This is a genomic window from Blastococcus sp. VKM Ac-2987, assembly GCF_026967805.1.
In the GTDB taxonomy this organism is placed as follows: domain Bacteria; phylum Actinomycetota; class Actinomycetes; order Mycobacteriales; family Geodermatophilaceae; genus Blastococcus.
The window spans coordinates 1-19,342 of record NZ_JAPVBG010000002.1 but is presented as its reverse complement, the minus strand read 5'-3'; the positions used below and the strand labels follow the sequence as shown (position 1 = coordinate 19,342).

General features: G+C 74.5%; 17 protein-coding genes. 8 read left to right on the top strand and 9 right to left on the bottom strand.

What is annotated here, in order from left to right; genetic code table 11:
* Window positions 1–51: 51 nt before the first annotated feature.
* Window positions 52–1,473, top strand: coding sequence for a DUF1116 domain-containing protein (locus O2W17_RS08935; protein WP_269192078.1), 1,422 nt, complete (start codon window positions 52–54; stop codon window positions 1,471–1,473).
* Window positions 1,474–1,572: 99 nt separating this feature from the next.
* Here the strand turns inward: O2W17_RS08935 and O2W17_RS08930 are convergent, their stop codons facing one another.
* On the bottom strand, window positions 1,573–2,316 hold the full coding sequence (locus O2W17_RS08930) for a PilZ domain-containing protein (protein WP_269192077.1): 744 nt from the start codon (window positions 2,314–2,316) through the stop codon (window positions 1,573–1,575).
* Between the two features lie 222 nt (window positions 2,317–2,538).
* On the opposite strand from O2W17_RS08930, the gene O2W17_RS08925 reads away from it, so the two are divergent.
* On the top strand, window positions 2,539–2,769 hold the full coding sequence (locus tag O2W17_RS08925) for a hypothetical protein (RefSeq protein ID WP_269192076.1): 231 nt from the start codon (window positions 2,539–2,541) through the stop codon (window positions 2,767–2,769).
* Between the two features lies 1 nt (window position 2,770).
* On the opposite strand, the gene O2W17_RS08920 is transcribed toward O2W17_RS08925, so the two are convergent.
* Window positions 2,771–3,037 (bottom strand): hypothetical protein, encoded by a 267-nt coding sequence (locus tag O2W17_RS08920; protein WP_269192075.1) that lies wholly within the window; start codon window positions 3,035–3,037, stop codon window positions 2,771–2,773.
* Between the two features lie 296 nt (window positions 3,038–3,333).
* Between O2W17_RS08920 and O2W17_RS08915 the strand changes: the two genes are divergently transcribed.
* The gene (locus tag O2W17_RS08915) at window positions 3,334–5,013 is read left to right on the top strand and encodes a SpoIIE family protein phosphatase (protein ID WP_269192074.1); all 1,680 of its coding nucleotides are present in this window, start codon (window positions 3,334–3,336) and stop codon (window positions 5,011–5,013) included.
* Window positions 5,014–5,104: 91 nt separating this feature from the next.
* On the opposite strand, the gene O2W17_RS08910 is transcribed toward O2W17_RS08915, so the two are convergent.
* The 3 genes from O2W17_RS08910 to O2W17_RS08900 form a co-directional block, all read right to left on the bottom strand.
* The gene (locus O2W17_RS08910; protein ID WP_269192073.1) at window positions 5,105–6,079 is read right to left on the bottom strand and encodes a tripartite tricarboxylate transporter substrate binding protein; all 975 of its coding nucleotides are present in this window, start codon (window positions 6,077–6,079) and stop codon (window positions 5,105–5,107) included.
* A gap of 81 nt (window positions 6,080–6,160) precedes the next feature.
* Entirely contained in the window at window positions 6,161–7,249 is a 1,089-nt protein-coding gene (locus O2W17_RS08905; protein WP_269192072.1) for a PP2C family protein-serine/threonine phosphatase, read from the bottom strand.
* 96 nt (window positions 7,250–7,345) lie between these two features.
* Window positions 7,346–8,488, bottom strand: coding sequence for a Cache 3/Cache 2 fusion domain-containing protein (locus O2W17_RS08900; RefSeq protein WP_269192071.1), 1,143 nt, complete (start codon window positions 8,486–8,488; stop codon window positions 7,346–7,348).
* 434 nt (window positions 8,489–8,922) lie between these two features.
* Between O2W17_RS08900 and O2W17_RS08895 the strand changes: the two genes are divergently transcribed.
* Together O2W17_RS08895 and O2W17_RS08890 are read left to right on the top strand one after the other, a co-directional pair.
* Window positions 8,923–9,327: a hypothetical protein gene (locus O2W17_RS08895; RefSeq protein ID WP_269192070.1), complete on the top strand. Its 405-nt coding sequence runs from the start codon at window positions 8,923–8,925 to the stop codon at window positions 9,325–9,327.
* A gap of 63 nt (window positions 9,328–9,390) precedes the next feature.
* Entirely contained in the window at window positions 9,391–11,094 is a 1,704-nt protein-coding gene (locus O2W17_RS08890; RefSeq protein WP_269192069.1) for a signal peptidase I, read from the top strand.
* Window positions 11,095–11,176: 82 nt separating this feature from the next.
* On the opposite strand, the gene O2W17_RS08885 is transcribed toward O2W17_RS08890, so the two are convergent.
* From O2W17_RS08885 to O2W17_RS08875, 3 genes are read right to left on the bottom strand one after another with little or no spacing between them, the layout of a single operon-like run.
* The gene (locus O2W17_RS08885; protein WP_269192068.1) at window positions 11,177–12,280 is read right to left on the bottom strand and encodes a ring-opening amidohydrolase; all 1,104 of its coding nucleotides are present in this window, start codon (window positions 12,278–12,280) and stop codon (window positions 11,177–11,179) included.
* A gap of 11 nt (window positions 12,281–12,291) precedes the next feature.
* Window positions 12,292–13,257, bottom strand: a complete 966-nt coding sequence (locus tag O2W17_RS08880) for a carbamate kinase (RefSeq protein WP_269192067.1) — start codon at window positions 13,255–13,257, stop codon at window positions 12,292–12,294.
* A 54-nt stretch (window positions 13,258–13,311) separates the two neighbouring features.
* On the bottom strand, window positions 13,312–13,845 hold the full coding sequence (locus O2W17_RS08875; RefSeq protein ID WP_269192066.1) for a GNAT family N-acetyltransferase: 534 nt from the start codon (window positions 13,843–13,845) through the stop codon (window positions 13,312–13,314).
* A 114-nt stretch (window positions 13,846–13,959) separates the two neighbouring features.
* On the opposite strand from O2W17_RS08875, the gene O2W17_RS08870 reads away from it, so the two are divergent.
* A complete protein-coding gene (locus O2W17_RS08870) occupies window positions 13,960–15,126 on the top strand; it encodes a benzoate/H(+) symporter BenE family transporter (protein WP_269192065.1) in 1,167 nt (388 codons plus the stop codon).
* 9 nt (window positions 15,127–15,135) lie between these two features.
* Here the strand turns inward: O2W17_RS08870 and O2W17_RS08865 are convergent, their stop codons facing one another.
* On the bottom strand, window positions 15,136–16,014 hold the full coding sequence (locus O2W17_RS08865) for a histidinol-phosphatase HisJ family protein (RefSeq protein WP_269192064.1): 879 nt from the start codon (window positions 16,012–16,014) through the stop codon (window positions 15,136–15,138).
* 35 nt (window positions 16,015–16,049) lie between these two features.
* Here O2W17_RS08865 and O2W17_RS08860 point away from each other — a divergent pair, with 35 nt between their 5' ends.
* Window positions 16,050–18,272 (top strand): RecQ family ATP-dependent DNA helicase, encoded by a 2,223-nt coding sequence (locus O2W17_RS08860; protein ID WP_269192063.1) that lies wholly within the window; start codon window positions 16,050–16,052, stop codon window positions 18,270–18,272.
* Window positions 18,273–18,374: 102 nt separating this feature from the next.
* Window positions 18,375–19,001 carry an alpha-ketoglutarate-dependent dioxygenase AlkB gene (locus tag O2W17_RS08855; RefSeq protein WP_269192062.1) on the top strand — a complete coding sequence of 209 codons (627 nt, stop codon included), beginning with the start codon at window positions 18,375–18,377 and terminating at the stop codon, window positions 18,999–19,001.
* The last annotated feature ends 341 nt before the right edge of the window (window positions 19,002–19,342 follow it).

Sequence of the window (19,342 nt, the reverse complement as noted above, 5' to 3'; positions counted from 1 at the left end):
ATCCAACGCCGCGGCCACGCGGTACGCCCTCGACCTGCTGGGAGCCTCCGCATGAGCCTCGGGAACCTGCTCTCCGGTCCGCCGTCCATCGTGGCGGCCGGCGTCGACGTCTTCTCCGACGCGCTGCGCGCCCAGGGCGCCGAGGTGGCCGACGTCGACTGGCGGCCGCCGGGCTTCGGCGACCCGGCCGACCTCGCCGCGCTCGCCCTGGACTCCCGCCGCGCCGCGGCCAACCGCACCGCCGTCGAGCGGCTGCTCGCCGCCGGGTCGGTGCTGGTCGACGTCCGTCCGGCCCGCGAGGTCATCGGCCTGGCCGACCGCACGTTGCTGCACTCGGGACCCCCGCTGACCTGGGAGGCCGCCTCCGGCCCGATGCGGGGCGCGCTCGTCGGCGCCTGCCTGTTCGAGGGCTGGGCGGCCGACGTCGAGGAGGCGGAGATCCTGCTCTCCACCGGCGCGGTCACCCTCGACCCCTGCCACCACCACCGCACGGTCGGCCCGATGGCCGGCGTCACCAGCCCCTCGATGTGGATGTGGTGCCTGGAGGACCCGGTCACCGGCGGGCAGGCGTTCTGCAACCTCAACGAGGGCCTCGGCAAGGTGCTGCGGATGGGCGCCTTCAACGAGGAGGTGCAGGTCCGGCTGCGCTGGATGCGCGACGTGCTCGGCCCGGTGCTCTCCAAGGCCGTGCGCGGCTCGATCGACGCCGGCAACGACCCGCTCGACGTGAAGGCCGTGCTGGCGCAGATGCTCCAGATGGGCGACGAGGGGCACAACCGCAACCGCGCGGGCTCCCTGATGGCGCTGCGCGAGCTGTCGCCGTCGATCGTCGCGGTGGAGGGCGTGCCGTCGTCGGACATCGCCGCCGTGCTGAAGTTCATCGGCGGCAACGAGCACTTCTTCCTCAACCTCGGCATGCCGACGGCGAAGCTCGCGCTCGACGCCGCCCGCGACGTCCCCGGCTCGACGATGCTCACCGTGATGTCGCGCAACGGCACGGAGTTCGGCATCCAGACCGCCGGCACCGGCGACCGCTGGTTCACCGGCCCGGCGAACACCCCGGTCGGGCTGTTCCTGGGCGACTACGGCCCCGACGACGCCAACCCCGACATCGGCGACTCCGCGATCATGGAGACCTACGGCATCGGCGGCTTCGCCATGGCCGCCGCGCCGGCGATCGTCCGGTTCGTCGGCGGCACCGTCCCCGACGCCCTGGCGACGACGGAGCGGATGTACCAGCTGACGCTTACCGAGAACCCGGCCATGGCGATCCCGATCATGGGCTTCCGCGGCTCGCCGACCGGCATCGACGTGCTGAAGGTGGCCCGGACCGGCTGGCTGCCGCAGATCAACACCGGTATGGCCGGGCGGGTCGCCGGCACCGGTCAGGTCGGTGCCGGGCTGGTGCAGCCGCCGCAGCAGTGCTTCGAGCAGGCGCTCGCCGCGCTCGCCGAGGAGGCCCGCACCGCCTGAGCGCGGGCGGACCTGCGCAGTGCCCCCATCAGGCCTTCGATGGGGGCCACTGCGCAGATCTCGCGCGCCGCGATGCACACCCTCCGGCGCCGCCGCGGCTCAGAGCATGCCCCGGGCGCGCAGCGACCGCAGCCCGGCGAACACGTGCCGGCGGACCAGGTCCTGGGTCTTCTCGGGCATGTCGACGAACCGCAGGCTCAGCTCGATGCCGCCGTCCTGGCGCGGGATCCGCCGGATCACCTCACCCCGGCAGGGCAGCTCCTCCCGCTCCTCCAGGCAGACGACCAGCGGGAGGACGGCGCCGATGCGCAGCGGGCCCTCCGCCTCCCCGCGGGAACGGTCCTCCGCCACGGGCTGCTCCGGCGGGGAGTCCCCTGCGGGCTGCTCGCCTGTCGCTCCGGGCGCGGTGGCGCGCGCCGGGTCGAGCGGCGAGAAGAGGGCACGGATGCCGCCCTCGCTGATGTCCACCGTCAGGCCGTTGAGCACGTCCGCGCCCACGGTCATCTGCACCTGCAGGCTCAGCGGCGCGCGCACCGCGGACCGCCGCTGGCCCCGGGTGGACGGGCCGACGGGGCGCAGCCGCCACTGCGGTGGGTGGAGCTCGGCGGCGACCAGTTCCGTGGGGAGGGAGCGCAGCTCCTCCGGCCCGCGCCACAGCACCTCGACGTGCTCGCCGGGCTCCAACCGGACCCGCCGTCGCGAGCGGTCCTCGCCGATGGACACCACGATCTCGGTGGGGTCCGCGGACTCGACGAGGCTGATCAGCACGTCACCCCGGCTGGTGGCGAGCAGGTCGACCACCGTCCGTGCTTCCGGGTAGTCCACCCCCGCGTTCTCCAGCATCCTGGCCCCTCCTCCTTCTAGAACGGACGCGTCTTGGATCGCGCGCAGGTTAGTGGGGCCAGCTGAGAAGCAGGGCGTGCTGGCGTCGCAGGCGCCCTTCGGCGTGTCGTCGCAATGGGCAAGTGGCTCTTCGGGCCTGCGTCAGGACCGGCCGCGGGTGAGTACCGCTCCCGCTGGACGCGGCGCTTGCCGGGCGGGTCGGAACCGACAGGGTCCGGGACTATGTGGACCGAGCACGGCCCCGACGACCTCCACCGGCGGATGGTCGCCCCGACGAACGAGATCCCGGTCGCCCTGCCGGTGAACGCGGTGCTGGCGCGCACGGACGACGCCGGTATCCGCCGCGCGGCCGAACAGATCGTTCCCCTCTGGCCGTGGTCGCCGCCCACCCCGCGCGAGGACCGCGACCGGCGCGGGCCCGACCTCCCGGGCGACAGCTGGTTCGCCGGCTGAGTCAGACCGCCGCGAGCAGGTCGTCGACGGCGGCGAGCAGCGTCGCCCGGGCCGTCCGCGGATCGGCCGGGTATCCGGCCACCATCGCGCCGTCGCGGAGCATCACGAACCGGCGGGCCGCCTCTGCGGGGTCCGGGTGCCCGGCGACGGCGAAGGTGCGGCGCACCGTCTCGTCCAGCAACCGGCGGTGGGCGAGGACGGCGCGGTGCACCGGGTGCGCGGGGTCGGGGAACTCGGCCGCGGCGTTCAGGTGTGCCCCTACTCCCATGCCACCCGCGGCAACGTCCCGGTGACGCTGGAGACCACCGTCGCCTGATCGCGCAGCAGTGGACGCCGCCCGGGCGGGTGGCCGGTCGCCCGGGCGGAGCGGGCGTTCCCGGGGAGGCCTGTGCGCCCCCATAGGTAGTGCCCGATTCACCTGTGGGCGGCCCGGATGGGACGATGCACCCGGCATGACCGGGCGCCGGCAGGGCGGCGTGGCGCGTGCCGGGCCGGGAGGGGGAAGCGCTGAACAGGCATCTGGCGGAGCTGATCCCCGGCTGGCCCCGGACCGAACTGCAGCGCATGGTCCTCGAGCACGACTGGGGAGAGACCGCTCTAGGTCCGCAGGCCGACTGGTCGCCGACGCTCGGGACAGCGGTCAGCGCCACGCTGAACTCGCGCTTCCCCTTCCTGCTCATGTGGGGCCCGGAGCTCGTCATGGTCTACAACGACGCCTACGCCCCCATGCTCGGTGACCGGCACCCCTCGGCACTGGGCCGGTCGGCGCGGGAGGTCTGGTCCGACATCTGGCCGGCCCTCGACCCCATGGTCGCCGAGGTGATGGCCGGGCGGGCCACCTACTCCGAGGACCTGCCGCTCGTCATGACCCGGCACGGTTTCGAGGAGGAGACCTACTTCTCGTTCTCGTTCAGCCCGGTGGTCGAGCCGGGTGGCCAGGTGGCCGGGCTGCTGGACACGGTCGTCGAGACCACCCACCGCGTGCTGGCGGCCCGCCGGCTCGGCGTCCTGCAGCGGCTGGGCAGCCTGCCGCGTGCTGCGCACGGGGACACGACCGAGGCGGTGTCCACCGCGCTCGGGGTGCTCGCCGACGCCCGCGCCGACTGCCCTTTCGGGCTCGTCTACCTCGCGGACCCCGACGGGGCCCCGAGGTTCGTCGCCGGGCAGGGTGTGGGGGTGCACGGTGAGCTGGCCACCAGCCCCATCCCCGAGCAGGTCAGCCTGGCGATGGCCACGGGGAGGGCTCAGACCGTGACCGGGCTGGCCGCTCTTCTGCCAGGGCTGGCGAACGTGGGCGCGAGCTCGGCCGGCCAGGCCGACGTCGACACCGCGGTGGCTCTCCCGCTCACGGCCGCCGGTGCCGAGCGGCCGATCGGCGCACTGGTGCTGGGCGCCAGCCCGCACCTCCCTCTCGACGACGACTACCGGATCTTCATGGCGCTGGCCGCGGGGCAGGTGGCCGCAGCGGTCGCGGACGCGCAGGCGGTGGCGGCCGAGCGTCGCCGGTCGGAGGAGCGGGCGCGGTCCGAACGCGCCCGAGCCCAGTTCTTCACCGACGTCGCGGTCACCCTGCAGCGTGCGGTGCTCGGCCCCACCGTGCTGCCCGAGGGCTTCGCCGTCCACTACGAGCCGGCCACCGGCACGCTGGAGGTGGGCGGCGACTGGTACGACGTGGTGGACCTGCCCGACGGTGGCTATGGCGTCGTGGTCGGCGACGTCGTCGGCCGCGGCCTGCCCGCCGCGGCGGTGATGGGGCAGCTGCGCAGCGCCGGCCGGGCTCTGCTGCTGGAGAGCCGGTCGCCCGCCCACGTGCTCGCCGCCCTCGACCGATTCGCCGCGCTGGTCCCCGGGGCGGCCGTGAGCACCGTGTTCTGCGCCGTCATCGACCCCCGCGCGGGCACCCTCTGCTACAGCAGCGCCGGCCACCTGCCGGCGCTGCTCGTGGAGCACGGCGGTGCTCCCCGGCTGCTGGCGGCCGGGCGCGGCCTGCCACTCGCCGTCGTGGAGAGGTGCGAGCGCGTCGAGACCGAGCTGGCGCTGCCCGCCGGTTCCACGCTGCTGCTGTACACCGACGGCCTGGTGGAGCGGCGGGACGAGGTGCTCGACGACGGGATCGCGCGGGCCGTGGCGGCGCTGGTCGAGGGCCGGCACCTCGCGCCCGCCGAGCTGAAGGTGCGCCTCACCGAGCGGTTGCTCGGTGACGCCCCGGGCGACGACGTCGCGTTCGTCCTCTTCCGCAGCTGACGCCCGCGGGGACGGCGGTGGACGTCGTCCCCCGCGGTGCCTGACCGTCGGGGAACGGCACGGCCGCCCCCGCCGGCTGGTCGCCGCTCGCTCAGCCGGTCATCACGTCGCGGAAGGTCTCCTCGGTCTCCACGAACAGCTCGCCGAGGCCGTCGCTGCCGATGAACTCCTCGGGCACGTAGCGCTCGTCCAGCGTCTCCACGACCGCCGGCTCCTCGGCCGCGCTCTGCAGCGTGGCCTCGAGGGTCTGCTGCACGTCGTCGGGGATGCCGGCCGGCGCGATCACGCCGAACGTGGTCGTGCTCTGCACCAGCTCGGGGAACCCTTCCTCGACGAACGTGGGGGCGTCCACGTACGGGAGGGTCTCCTCGCTGCCGACGGCGAGGACGCGCAGGTCGCCGGACTCGACCGCCGGGAGCATGTCCTGCGAGAGGTTCACGAACCCGGCGGTCACGTTCTCGCCGAGGAGCGCCGTCTGCACCTCCGCGTTGCCGTCGAACGGAACCACCGTCAGCGGCACGTCGTAGAGCTGGGTGATCCGCTGCGTCTCGGCGGCGTGCGTGTTGGTCGCGCCCGGCGTGCCCACGGTGACCGACCCCGGGTCGGCCTTCGCGGCTTCGAACAGCGACTCCACGTCCTGGTACGGCGAGTCGGCGGGCACCACGATCCCGGACGGCACGCGCGTGACGACGCCGATCGGCGTGAAGTCCTCGCGGGTGTAGCCGACGTCGTTGCTCAGGTAGTTGAGCACCGCGGTCGGCAGCGCGGTCATGGAGAGCGTGTGCCCGTCCGCCTCGGCGGAGATCAGCTGCTGGTAGGCCGTGGCGCCCGAGGCCCCCGGCAGGTTCTCGACGACGACCGACTGGTCGAGCTCCTCCTCCATGTGCGCGGCGAGGGCCCGTGCCGCGATGTCGGTCGGCCCGCCCGCGGTGTAGGGCACGATCAGCCGGACGTTCTGCGACGGGAAGTCAGCCGCGGCCTCCCCGCCGGAGCCGGACTCCTCCCCGCCGCAGGCGGCGAGCAGGGAGGTGGCGAACACGGCGGCGAGCACGCGGGCAGGGCGCATCGAGACTCCAGACGTGAGGGCGGTGGACACATCCTGCGGTATCCCGCCCGCCGCAGCACCTGCTGACCGGGACGGCGCCGGTCAGGCGGGGAGCCGGACCGCCAGCAGCGCGATGTCGTCGTCCCCGCGGGTGCCCAGTGCGCTCAGCAAGCCGTCGCACATCCGGTCCAGCGGCTCCCGGCCCAGCTGCCGGAGCGCGCGCACCAGCCAGCTGGTGCCGTCGTCGAGGGTCATGCCACGCCGTTCGACGAGCCCGTCGGTGTAGAGCAGCAACGTGTCCCCCCGGTGCAGCACGAGCTCGTGGTCGCTGCGCGGGACGCCGGAGGAGACGGCCCCGAGCAGCCGGTCGGGCACCCGCTCGAGCACCTCGGCGGTGCCGTCGGCCCGCACGAGCAGCGGGGGCGGGTGACCGGCGTTGGACCAGTGCAGCGGCACGGCGTCCGCGGGGAGCCCGCGCACGTCGACGGTGGCCACCGCGACGGTCACCAGCGTCTCCAGCGACAGCCCCGAGAGGACGTCGTCCAGCGCGGTGAGGACGCCCGCCGGGGACGTGCGCCCCGACCGGGCCAGTGCCCGCAGCATGCCCCGGGTCTGCGCCATCGTCGCCGCGGCGGGGGCGTCGTGCCCGGCGACGTCGCCGATGACCAGCATGGTGGAGCCGTCGGCGAGCGGGAAGGCGTCGTACCAGTCCCCGCCGACCTGGGCCTCGCGCGCGCCCGGCAGGTAGCGGGCGGCGGTCTCCAGGCCGGGTACCCGCGGGGCGTCGCCGAGCAGCGCCCGCTGCAGGCTCTCGCCGGTCCGGACGACGGCCCGCGTCGCGGCGGCTTCCGCGCCGAGGCGGGCCATCTGGGCCTCCCGGCGCAGCCGCACGTCGCAGGTGACCACGGCCAGCACCCCACCCAGGGCGACGGCGACCAGCCGGACCGTCTGCGCCACCGCCGTCTCGGCCGTGTACTGCTGCCCGTAGAGCCCGAGGAGGGTGGCGACGACGAAGGCGAGCGCCGCATAGACGACGGTGGACCGGCGGTCGAGGAACGTCGCCGCGGCCAGGGGCGCGATCACGCTCAGCCCCAGGACCACCTGGTTCCGGCCGCTGGCGACGTCCGCGGCCACGACCAGCAGGAGGACGACGGCGGGCAGCGCGGCGACGACACGTGCCGACCGGTTCACCACATCCCCCTCGTCCGGCCCAGCGGTGCGGCGGCCTCGCCCCTCAACCTAGAGGACCCCGGCCGCGGGACCCCGGTTCCGGGCGAGAGCGGCCCGTCAGCGACCCGAGCCCGGCATCGTGTCCAGGGGCAGGCCGACGTAGAGCATGCCGATCAGCGCGCCGGCGTCGTCGTGCAGCCCGGTGTAGGCGGTGAAGTACGGCCGGTCGGCCACCGTCGCCGCCCCGGTGTAGGTGGTGCCGGCCAGCACCGCCGCGAGCACCGGGTTGGGGCTGCCGCCGCCGTCGGTCCGGGAGATGCAGGTGCCGACGTTCCGCCGCCCGGCCGGGGTGAGCACGGACGTCGCGACCCGCACCATGCCGCCGTCGTCCAGGCGCTGAAAGACCGTGCAGCTGCCGCCGACCTGGCGGACGACCTCGTCGACGAGGACGGCCGGGCGGCGCGGGTCGTCGCTGCGGTCCAGCACCCGTTCCCCGATCAGCAGGTCGGGCAGCCGGGCGGTGTGCGTGGCACCGGTGGACTGGTCGCGCACGGGGAGGGTGCTGCGCCCCGCGCCGAGCCGCGCGCCGCCGAGGTCGGCCAGCTGCTGCTCGGCGACCGCCAGCGCCCGGCGCACGTAGACGACCCGCTGGCTCTCGGCCAGCCTGGCCACCGCCTCGGTGATCCGTGCGGAACCGCCGGCGGCGCGGTCGACGTTCGCCACGACCCGGTCGGTGGCCACCCGCTGCTGCGCCACCGCGGCGGCGATGGCGTCCTGGGCCTGGGTGATCGCGCCGAGCGTGCCGGTGATCCGCTGCACCACCTCGACGGCCTGCCGGGTCTCCTGCTGCACCGCCGTGATCTGCGCGTCGATGTCCCGGGCGGCCTGCGCGGTGCGGTCGGCGAGCTCCTTCACCTCGTCGGCGACGACGGCGAAGCCGCGGCCGAGATCGCCGGCGCGTGCCGCCTCGACGGAGGCGTTCAGCGCGAGGAACCGGCTCTGCTGGCTGATCGCGCTGATCAACCGCACGAACCCGGTGATCGCCGCGCTCGCGGTCTGCAGCGCGGCGATCCGCTCGTCGACGGCGCGCGCGTCGCCCACTGCCCCCTCGGCGATGGCCGACGCCCGGCCGGTGCTGCTCGAGATGTCGCCGATGGCGGCGCGCAGCTCGGCCAGCGAGGCGGCCGCTTCCGCGGAGGTGTCGGAGACCTCCCGCGATGCCTGGGCCAGGACGCCGGCCTGCTGGGCCGCCGCCTCCATGCTGGTGTCCCGCTCGACGGTCCGCCGCGGGGCCGGAGGTTCCGCGGCGGTGGGCGGCGCCGCCACGGACGGGGGCGAGACCGGGCCTCGCGACGTCGACGAGCGCACGACCGATCCCTTCCACAGCCACTGGGAACCATGCTCCCTGCCGTGGCAGGGCGGTTCCGGAACACCGTAGGGCGCCCGCTCCAGGGGCCGGGAAGGCGCGCCGACCGGGCCCCGCTGCGGCACCGGAGCGACCATTCCCGACCATTCGGTGACCGTCCCGGAATTGTCGACTCAGCGACTCCTGATCATTTCAGGGACAGGAGTTGAGAATGCGTGGACCGGTGCCGAGAACTGGGGCGTCAATGAATCGGCGCAGCCAGCACGTGGACCGGGCGACCAGCATCCCGGCGGGCCTGAGCCACTGAGAGAGAACAGGACCCACTGCCATGCGCCTGTCGCGCGTTCTGCTTGCCGGTGTCGCGGTTGCCGGCGTCGCCGCCACGACCTCCGCCTTCACCGCCAGCAACACGTTCACCGGCCTCGACAACAACGTCGCCGGCTACGGCGAGGTGACGGCGACCGGTGTGAACGTCAACAACATCGCCTACACGCCCACCACCGCGGACAGCGGACGCCTGCAGTCGGTGGCCTTCACCGTCGACCAGGCAGTCGCGTCGCCGGGCATGTCGGCGCGCATGACGCTCTACAGCGGCACGACGCCGATCGCCTCCGGTGCCAACACCTGCAGCTACACGCTGTCCGGCTCGGACCACGTCGTCACCTGCACCCTGACGACGCCGCCCCTCATCTCCTCCTTCGACAAGACCTCGCTGACGGTCACCTCGAACTAGCAGTCCGCCTGGGCGAGGCGGCCTCGCGGCCGCCTCGCCCGAACCTCCGATCGGTGCCTTCGCATGACCGCCGCATCACGAGTCGCAAGCACCAGCGCCGTCGTCGCGCTGGTGCTCGCGACCATGTGGCTGTTCTGGCCGCTGGCGCTGGGCGGTGGCACGACCTACGTCACCACCTACGGCCAGAGCATGGAGCCGCAGTTCTCCGCCGGCGACCTCGCCGTCCTGAGCTCGGCGAGCACCTACTCGGTCGGCGACGTCGTCGCCTACCGCAGCGAGTCCCTCGACGCGGTGGTCATGCACCGGATCGTCGCCGCGGACACGGACGGGTTCGTGACGCAGGGGGACAACAACAGCTGGCTCGACGAGGACCGGCCGACGCAGGAAGAGGTCCTCGGCCGGCTGTTCGTCCGCATCCCGCAGGGCGGCAAGGCGCTCGAGGCCCTCGGCTCCCCGTGGGTGCTGGCGGTCGTGGGCCTCGCGGCGTCCCTGGTCCTGGGCTCCACCCGCCGGAAGGGCGGCAGCTCGCGCGCCCGCGCCCTCCGGCGACGGCTGCCGGCGTTGCGTGCGCCGTCCCTGTCGGTTCCGGCCTTCTCCGTGCCCTCGGTGTCGCTGCCGCAGGTCTCCGGGGGCTCGCTGCCGATGCTGGTCCGGGCCCGCGCCCGCCAGGTCGCGCTGGGCGCTGCGGCCGTCGCGCTGCTGGCGACCGTGGGCGCCGCCGTCCTGGTCGCCGTCCCCTCCACCGAGACCGTCGAGGACACCCTGCAGGTCAGCCAGCAGGGCCGCTTCTCCTACGCCGGCACCGCCGAGCGCGGCACCACCTACCCCACGGGCGCCGTCGCGACCGGGGACACCGTCTGGACCAGGCTCGCGACCGGTCTGACCGTCTCCTACGAGGACACCGTCAGCGGCCCCGACCTCGCCGACGTCCGGGGCGCGCTGCGCCTCGACGTCTCGGTGCAGGCGGCCGACGGCTGGAGCGCCTACCTGGGCAGCGGTCCCGTCGTCGGCTTCACCGACGGGGTGGCGACGGCGTCGGTGGACGTCGACGCGGCGCGCGCGGCCGAGGTGCTCAGCCGGCACTACGCCGAGGTCGGGGTCCCGGGCAGCAGCGCGACGCTGACCGTCACCCCCACCGTGGCGCTGGCCGGCACCGCCCGCGGCACCGCCTTCGAGGCCGCGTCGCCGGCCGATCTCGACTTCACGCTGGACCCGACCGCGCTGCGCCTGGCCGGTGACCCCGACGCCGTGCTGGCGACGACGACCGACACCGCCGTGCCGGTGACCGCGGTCGCTCCCCGCTCGTTCGACGTCCTGGGCCTGGCCGTCCCGGTCGGTGTGGCCCGGGCCGGCGTCCTCGCCGTGCTCGCCCTCGCGCTGCTCACGGCCGCCGCCGGGGCGGTGCTCGGCCGGTCCGGCCGCGGCGACGCCGCCGACGAGTTCCTGGTCCGGCACGCCGACCGGATCGTGCCGGTCACCGCGTTCGCGCCCGGCGGGACCGTCATCGACGTCTCCGACGCCGAGTCCCTGCGCCGGGTCGCGGAGCGCTTCGACACCGTCGTCCTGCACCACGCCGCGGCGGAGGAGGACGTCTTCGCCGTCCGCGACGTCGACGCCACCTACCGGTTCGTGGTGCCGGGCGGGGCTGAGGCCCGGCGCGGCAGGCCGCCGGTCCCGGCGCCGTCCCGCGCGCGCCGGTCGGCCGCCGCGGAGGAGGACCTCACCGCGCCGCTCCCGCCGGTGGCCCTCCGCACCCTCCTGGCCTGAACCCCCGGGAACGACGTCGGGGAAGCAGGGGTCCGGAACGTCGTCCGGACCCCCACTTCCCCGAAGCAGGCCGTGCTGTCGACTACGCCTTGACGATCGCGGCCACCGGGCCGCCGCCCGACGGGCCCTGGTGCACGGCGGCGACCGAGACGAACACGGCCGGGTCGCCGGTCACCGACGCCGTCACGCCGCCGACGGTCGCCTTGATCTGGCGGTGCCAGGAGACGTCGGAGTCGTCGAGCATCGCGTTGCGCCGCCCGCGGACCTTGCCGTCCGGCGAGGCCTCGCACTTGAGGAAGACGTTGACCAGCCGGTCGCCGAGGTCGGTGTGGTGCGGGCGCTCGGGCAGCTCGAGGCCGGCATCGCGGATGGCGTTCCAGATGCCGTCCTGGTCGAGGGCGTCCTTCATCACCGAGTGGCCGACCCGGTAGCCGCCGCCGTGCCCGCGGGCGTTGCCGACGACGACGATCTGCGCCCGGTCCAGCTCCACGCCCGACGAGCAGGAGGCGACGGCACTGAAGAGGGAGAGATCGCGCATGATCTGCTCCTGCTTCGGCAGCTCGATCTCGCCGAGGGCCACCGCGATGCCCAGCGCCGTCGTGCCGTTCGAGATGTCCATGGAGCCGTGCGGCTCCTCCAGGATGGTCGTCTCGCCGCGCTCGTGGGCGTCGCGGATGGTGTCGATGGTCAGCAGCGGCGTCTTGGTCTGCACGTAGTGCACGTCGGCCGGGTCGGTGATGCCCGCGGCCGCCATCGCCTTCTTCACGCCTTCGGCGACCTTCTCCACCATCGCCACGCGGCCGATGTCCTCGGGCAGCAGGACGTCGCTCATCGCGTAGCCCACGGTCAGCCGCGGCTCGTCGGTCTTCTCCACCGAGTCCTCGGGCAGCGTCGCGAAGACGGTGGCGTGCGGGCTGATGACGCCGTCGGTGCCGCCGGACCACACGATCGGGATGTCGCCGACCTCTTCCTTCGACCGGCTGCCCTTCTCCAGCAGCACCTCGCGGAAGGCGCGGTCGGCGATGATCCGGGTGTAGTCGTTGATCCCGCCGTTGCCCTCGGTCTTGCCGATCACGGCGATGACCCGGTCGGCGTCCATGACGCCGTCGTCGATGAGCTTGGCCAGCTCGGAGGCGTCGCTGACGTTGTGCAGCGGGACCTTGCGGACCTCGATCGGTGCGGGCATGCGGGTTCCCTTCAGGAGTTGGTGACGACGGTGCCGACGGAGTCATCGCTGACGGCGTCGGCGATGTGCTCGAGCGAGGTGACGACGGCGCGCGCGCCGCCGTGGGACAGGAATCGCAGCGCCGCCTCGACCTTGGGGCCCATCGATCCTCGGGCGAACTGCCCGGCCGCCGCCAGTTCACGCATCTCGGCGGCGGTCACCCGGCCCAGCGCGCGCTGCGACGGGGTGCCGAAGTCGACCATCACGTTCGGGACGTCGGTGGCGATGACCAGGGTGTCGGCCTCGACGTCCCGGGCCAGGATGGCCGCGGTGAGGTCCTTGTCGATGACGGCCTCGACGCCGCGCAGCGCGTGCCGGACCCCGTCGTGGTCCCGGCCGTCGTCCACCACGGGGATGCCCCCGCCGCCGGCGCAGACGACGACGAAGCCCGCACCGGCCAGCGCGTGGATCGCCGCGGAGTCGACCACGGCCTGCGGCTCGGGCGAGGCGACGACCCGGCGCCAGCCGCGCTCGCCGCGGTCCTCCCACGTCTGGCCGAGCGCGACGAACCGGTCCGCCTTCTCGCGCGGGAGGTAGCGGCCGACCGGCTTGGACGGCTCGGCGAAGTGCGGGTCGTCGGCGTCGACCAGCGTCCGGGTGATCAGGCCGGCGGTGCGCTGGGGGAGACCGCGGGCCTGCAGGGCGGCGTCCAGCTCGTCGGCGAGGGTGAAGCCGATGGTGGCCTGCGTCTGCGCGACGTTCCAGTCAAGCGGCACCGGCGGCACCTCGTGCGCGGCCAGCTCGTTCTTCACCAGCAGGTTGCCCACCTGGGGGCCGTTGCCGTGGGTGAGCACCACCTGGGCGCCCGCGGCGACGACGTCGGCGATGTGCGTGGCGGCCTCGGCGAGCGCGGCGCGCTGGGCCGACGGCGTCGCCGACCCGTCGGCTCCGGTCATGGCGTTGCCCCCGAGGGCGATGACCACGCGGCTGGACGTCACCCCGCCGACCCTAGACGGATTTTCCTTAGCGGTGAAGTACCTGGCCGGATGAGCTCAGCGCGGATCCGCGGGCGGGTCGTCGCCGGAGGCGATCGATCGCTGCGCCCAGGCGACATCCCGCCACCGGCCGTGCTTCCAGCCGATCCGCCGGTAGGTGCCGATCGGCTCGAAGCCCAGCGCCGCGTGCAGGCCCTCGCTCGGCTCGTTCGGCAGCGTCATGCCCGCGACGGCGGTGCGGTAGCCCCGGGCGCCCAGCCGCTGGAACAGCGCCTCGTACAGCGCCCGCCCGCTGCCGCGGCGCCGTCGCCCGGGCTCCAGGTAGACGCTGACCTCGCACGACCAGCGGTAGGCGGCGCGCTCCTTGTACGGCCCGGCGTAGGCGTAACCGACGACGCGGCCGCCGTCCTCGAGCACCACCCAGGCATGCGCGGCCAGCGCCGTCGCGATCCGCCCGGCCATCTGCTCGGGCGTCGGCGGCTCGGTCTCGAAGGTGATCGCGGTGTCGCTGACGTACGGCGCGTAGATCGCCGCACAGGCCGCGGCGTCGGCCACGGTGGCGTCGCGGACGGCCGGGGCGGGAGCATCCACGACCAGCAACGTAGAGCGGTCTCGCCGGCTCCGGAGGTGACGTCGGCCACCTGCGCCCGGCCGTCGGTCCGCGACGGGGCCGGATCGCGAGCGGCTCCGCTAGCGTCCCGCGCCGTGCCCGCCCCGTCGTCGACCACCGTCGCCGGGCTGGTCACCGCCCTGGTCGGTTTCCTCAGCTCCTTCGCGGTCGTGCTCACCGGGCTCCGCGCGGTCGGTGCCTCACCGGCGCAGGCGGCCTCCGGGCTGGTGGTCCTGTCGGTCGCGATGGGCCTGGCCACCGTGCTGCTGGCCCAGCGGACGCGCATGCCGATCACCGTGGCGTGGTCCACGCCGGGCGCCGCTCTGCTGGCGACCGCCTCCGCGCCGTCCTGGCCGGTGGCCGTCGCCGCCTTCGTCCTGGTCGGCGTCCTGGTGCTGCTCACCGCGGCGTGGCCCCGGCTGGGCCGCGCGATCGCCGCCATCCCGCCGGTGCTGGCGCAGGCGATGCTGGCCGGCGTCCTCGTCCCGCTGTGCCTGCAGCCCGTCCGGTCCGCGCTGGAGATGCCCTGGCTGGTGGTGCCGGTGATCGTGGTGTGGGCGGTGCTGCTGCGGTTCTCCTCCCGCTGGGCCGTGCCGGCCGCCTTCGCGGTCACCCTCGGCATCATCGGCTGGCTGGCCGCCCGGGGAGGTGGTGTGCCGGTCGCCGCGCTGGTCCCCGCCCTGGAGTGGACGACGCCGGACTTCAGCTCTCCCGCGGTGATCGGGCTGGCGCTGCCGCTGTTCCTGGTCACCATGGCCTCGCAGAACGTGCCGGGCATGGCGGTGCTGGCCGCCTACGGCTACCGCGCCCCCTGGCGCCCGGCCATGGCCGTCACCGGTGCTGGGACGGTGCTCGGCGCCCCCTTCGGCGGGCACGCGATCAACCTGGCCGCCATCAGCGCCGCCCTGGCGGCCGGCCCGGAGGCGGACGCCGACCCGGGCCGCCGCTACCTCGCCGCCCGCACCGCGGGGTTCACCTACGTCGGCTTCGCGCTCGTCTCGGCCGCGGTCGCCGCCCTCGTCGCCACGGCTCCGGCGGGCTTCGTGGCCGCGGCCGCCGGCCTGGCGCTGTGGCCGGTGCTGGCTGCGTCGCTGAGCGGGGCGCTGGCGCGGCCGGAGGACCGGATCCCCGTCGTCGCCACCTTCCTCGTGGCGATCAGCGGCATCACCGTGGGCGGCATCGGGTCCGCGTTCTGGTCGCTGGCCGTCGGGCTGGTGTTCTGGGCCTGGTACCGGCCCCAGCTCGCCGTCTCCCCGGCCTGACCGGGCTGGTCAGCGGCGCCAGAAGTCGAACCGGTCGCGGCCGGGGCGGAAGCCCGCCGCCTCCACGACGTCGACGGCCAGGTCGAACTTCTGCCCGACCGCGGACGGGGTGTGCGCGTCGCTGCCGAAGCTCACCGCCTCCCCGCCCTCCTCGTGGAACCAGCGCATCTGGTCCGCCGAGGCGAGCGGGCTGCTGGTGTTGATCTCCAGCGCGCGCCCGGTACCGGCCAGCGCCCGGAAGACGGCGCGGTACTCCTCCTCGTAGTCCTTCTCGACGAACCGGTGCGTGCCGCCCGGCCAGTAGCGCCGGGGGAAGTCCACGTGGGCGAGCACCTGGAAGACGGCGCTGCTCTCGACCATGTCCACCAGCTCGGCGAGGTAGCGGCGCATCGTGCCGTCGTCGTCCTGCCACAGGAGGTGGCCGACGCCGTACAGCCGGCCGTCCTGGGACAGCGAGTGCAGCGAGCCGAGGACCCGGTCGACCGGCGCCTGGCGCAGGTAGGAGGCCACGCTGCTGCCGAACAGGTGCGGCTCGCCGGTCTCGACGCCGGACAGGATGCGCAGCTCCGGGAACCGGCCGCGCGCCTCTTCCAGCTCGGCGAAGTAGCCCTCGACGTCGATCTCCGCGTGCCGGGACGCGTGCCGCTCGACCAGGCCCTCGTCGGTGGCCCGGTCGTCGGGGTCCCAGACGGTGAAGTCGAGGTGCTCGGTGAACGCGATGGCCGGCAGGCCCAGCTGCACGGCCTTCTCGCAGGCGCGGCGCATGGTCGAGGAGTCGGCCGTGTCCCACGACCAGTGGGTGTGCACGTGGTTGTCGGCCGGTCGCTGCCCCTGGGATGCCATCGCCTGTGGATTCTCCACCGTCGTCCCCAGGTCGCGCGCGGGCACCCGTTCTGTCCCTCCGCATGCCTACTGTCGTCGCCATGAGCACCGCCGCGCCGCCGTCCTCGATCGCCGACGAGGCCCTGGAGATCCTGCGGGAGCTCACCGGCCGCCCCGACGCGGTCTTCCGCGAGGGTCAGGACGCCGCCGTCGCCGCGCTGGTCGAGCGGTCCCAGCGGGCGCTGGTCGTGCAGCGCACCGGGTGGGGCAAGTCGGCCGTCTACTTCGTCTCGACCGCGCTGCTGCGCCGCCGCGGGGCCGGTCCCACGCTCCTGGTGAGCCCGCTGCTGGCCCTGATGCGCGACCAGGTCGCCGCCGCCGCCCGCGCCGGCATCCGGGCCGTGGAGATCTCCAGCGCCAACATGACCGAGTGGGACGACATCGCCGCCCGCCTGGCCGCCGACGACGTCGACGTCCTGCTCGTCTCGCCCGAGCGGCTCACCAATCCCCGGTTCCGCGAGGAGCAGCTGCCCGGCCTGGTCGCCCGCTGCGGGCTGGTCGTCGTCGACGAGGCGCACTGCGTCTCCGACTGGGGGCACGACTTCCGCCCCGACTACCGCCGCATCCGCGACCTGCTGGGCACCCTGCCCGCGGGCACGCCGGTCCTGGCGACGACGGCGACGGCGAACGAGCGGGTGGTCGCCGACGTCGCCGAGCAGCTCGGCGCCGGCGGCGTGGAGGTCACCACGGTGCGCGGCCCGCTCTCCCGCGACTCGCTGCGGCTGGGCGTGCTCCGGCTGCCCAGCGACCGGGCGCGGCTGGCCTGGCTGGCCTCCCACGTGGGCGACCTGCCGGGCAGCGGCATCGTCTACACGCTGACCGTCGCGGCGGCCGAGGAGACGGCCAACCTGCTCCGCGACGCCGGCCACGAGGTGCGCGCCTACACGGGCCGGCTCGACGACGCCGACCGCAAGGACGCCGAGGCGGCGCTGCGGAGCAACGAGGTGAAGGCGCTCGTGGCCACCTCGGCGCTGGGCATGGGCTTCGACAAGCCCGACCTGGGCTTCGTCGTCCACCTGGGCGCGCCGTCGTCGCCGGTGAGCTACTACCAGCAGGTTGGCCGTGCGGGCCGCGCCGTCGAGCACGCCGACGTGCTGCTGCTGCCCGGGCCGGAGGACATCGCGATCTGGCAGTGGTTCGCCACGTCGTCGATGCCGCGGGAGGACCACGCCGCGGCGGTGCTGACGGCGATGGCCGACGGCAGGGCCTGGTCGGTCGCGCGGCTGGAGACGGTGGCCGACGTGCGCCGCTCGCGGCTCGAGCTGCTGCTCAAGGTCCTCGCCGTCGACGGCGCGGTGGAGCGGGTGCAGGGCGGCTGGCGCTCCACGGGGCAGCCGTGGGTGTACGACGCCGACCGCTACGCCCGCGTGACGCGCACCCGGGAGGCCGAGCAGCGCGCGATGCTGACCTACGCCAAGCCGGTCGACGAGGCCGAGTGCCGCATGGCCTTCCTGCAGTCCGCGCTCGACGACCCCACCGCCGCACCGTGCGGCCGCTGCGACGTCTGCGCCGGCCCCTGGTACGCCACCGACGTCCCCGAGGCGGCGTCCGAGGCGGCGTCGGCCGCGCTCGACCGGCCCGGCGTCGAGCTGGCACCGCGCGCCATGTGGCCCACCGGCGCCGATCGGCTGGGCGTCGACGTGAAGGGCAAGATCGCGCCGGCGGAGCAGCTGGAGAACGGCCGCGCGGTCGCCCGGCTCACCGACCTCGGCTGGGGGCAGCGCCTGCGGTCCCTGCTCGGTGACGACGGGGTCGGGGGTGTGGTCGAGCTCGACCTCGAGGCGCCGAGCATCGAGGAGGACCCGGACGCCGCGTTCGACGTGCCCGTGCGCCGCTCGGTCTCCGACGTCGGGCCGGACGAGGAGCTCCTGCGGGCGTGCGGCCGGGTGCTCGCCGCATGGGACTGGAAGGAGCGGCCGGCCGCCGTGGTGGCCGTGCCCTCGCGCCGGCGACCGCAGCTGGTGACCGGGGTGGCCCAGGGGCTCGCCCGCATGGGCCGGCTGCCGTACCTGGGGGAGCTATCGCTCGCGCACGGCGGCCCCACCGGTCAGCCCGGGGGCAACAGCGCCTTCCGGCTGGCCGCGGTGTGGGACCGGATCGTCGTCGGGCCCGAGCTGCGCGAGGCCCTCGCCTCGGTGGACGGCCCGGTGCTGCTCGTCGACGACCTCGCCGACTCCCGCTGGACCATGACGGTCGCCGGCCGCGAGCTCCGCCGGGCCGGTGCGTCCGCCGTGCTCCCGTTCGCCCTCGCCCTCAGCGCCTGAGGAGGGCCCGGCCAGCCGTCCGGGACCGGGCGCCGGGCAGGGCCGGGGCTCCGTCCACAGCTTTTCGCACACATGTGCGAAAAGTCGGGGTAGCGTGCCGGCATGACGCTGGCGCACCAGCCCTCGATGTGGGATCTCGCCGAGGAAGCGACGCTCGAGCCCCTGGACGGCGTGACCCGGCAGGTCCTCGGCCGGGGGGCCTGGGTCGACCACCTCCCGGGATGGGTGTCGGGCTCCGATGAGGTGCTCGAGGTCCTGCTCGGTGACATCGGCTGGCGGGAGGACCGCCGGCAGATGTACGAGCGGGAGGTCGCGGTCCCGCGGCTGCTCCGGTGGTACTCCGGCCGGGAGACGCTGCCCCATCCGCTGCTCACCGAGGCCCGCGCGCAGCTGAACCGCCGCTACGGGCCCGAGCTGGGCGAGCCGTTCGTCACCGCGGGGATGTGCCTGTACCGCGACGGCAGGGACAGCGTGGCCTGGCACGGTGACCGCATCGGCCGTGGCCGGTCGGCCGACACGATGGTCGCGATCGTCTCCTTCGGCTCCCCGCGCCCCCTGCTGCTGCGTCCCGTCGGTGGGGGTGAGTCCCTGCGCTTCCCGCTGGGGCACGGCGACCTCGTGGTCATGGGTGGCTCCTGCCAGCGCACCTGGGAGCACTGCATCCCCAAGACCACCAGACCGGTGGGGCCGCGCGTGAGCGTGCAGTTCCGGCCGCGCGGCGTCGCCTGACCCCTGCCGGCGCAGGAGCGTCCCCGGCCCCGGGAGCCGTCCCCGACCCGGTCGCCGGCAGGCGGATCGCAGCGTCGGGAGGGGACCTCCGGCCCCCCCCTGCACGACCCCCTGGAACGCGTGTATGGTTCCTCCTGCACCGAGCGAGAACGGACCGGGCCGCGAGGCCCGGGAAACCGCCGGAGGAACCCCCGAGGTTCAGCCGCTGCGGAGCCCGGGGTACATTGAGAAAATCGCCTGGAACGAAGGCCAAGAAATTGGCTGGGTTTCCTGCGCGTCCGCTCCTTGAGAACTCAACAGCGTGCCGAAAGTCAGTGCCAAGTAATACCCCGTGTTCTGGC

Coding starts and splice junctions, on each gene's coding strand:
- O2W17_RS08920 (WP_269192075.1), bottom strand. CDS start 3,037: ATGGGAGTAGGGGCACACCTGAACGCCGCGGCCGAGTTCCCCGACCCC.
- O2W17_RS08860 (WP_269192063.1), top strand. CDS start 16,050: ATGAGCACCGCCGCGCCGCCGTCCTCGATCGCCGACGAGGCCCTGGAG.
- O2W17_RS08915 (WP_269192074.1), top strand. CDS start 3,334: ATGGTCCTCGAGCACGACTGGGGAGAGACCGCTCTAGGTCCGCAGGCC.
- O2W17_RS08895 (WP_269192070.1), top strand. CDS start 8,923: ATGCGCCTGTCGCGCGTTCTGCTTGCCGGTGTCGCGGTTGCCGGCGTC.
- O2W17_RS08930 (WP_269192077.1), bottom strand. CDS start 2,316: ATGCTGGAGAACGCGGGGGTGGACTACCCGGAAGCACGGACGGTGGTC.
- O2W17_RS08935 (WP_269192078.1), top strand. CDS start 52: ATGAGCCTCGGGAACCTGCTCTCCGGTCCGCCGTCCATCGTGGCGGCC.
- O2W17_RS08900 (WP_269192071.1), bottom strand. CDS start 8,488: ATGGAGGCGGCGGCCCAGCAGGCCGGCGTCCTGGCCCAGGCATCGCGG.
- O2W17_RS08925 (WP_269192076.1), top strand. CDS start 2,539: ATGTGGACCGAGCACGGCCCCGACGACCTCCACCGGCGGATGGTCGCC.
- O2W17_RS08890 (WP_269192069.1), top strand. CDS start 9,391: ATGACCGCCGCATCACGAGTCGCAAGCACCAGCGCCGTCGTCGCGCTG.
- O2W17_RS08885 (WP_269192068.1), bottom strand. CDS start 12,280: ATGCCCGCACCGATCGAGGTCCGCAAGGTCCCGCTGCACAACGTCAGC.
- O2W17_RS08855 (WP_269192062.1), top strand. CDS start 18,375: ATGACGCTGGCGCACCAGCCCTCGATGTGGGATCTCGCCGAGGAAGCG.
- O2W17_RS08910 (WP_269192073.1), bottom strand. CDS start 6,079: ATGCGCCCTGCCCGCGTGCTCGCCGCCGTGTTCGCCACCTCCCTGCTC.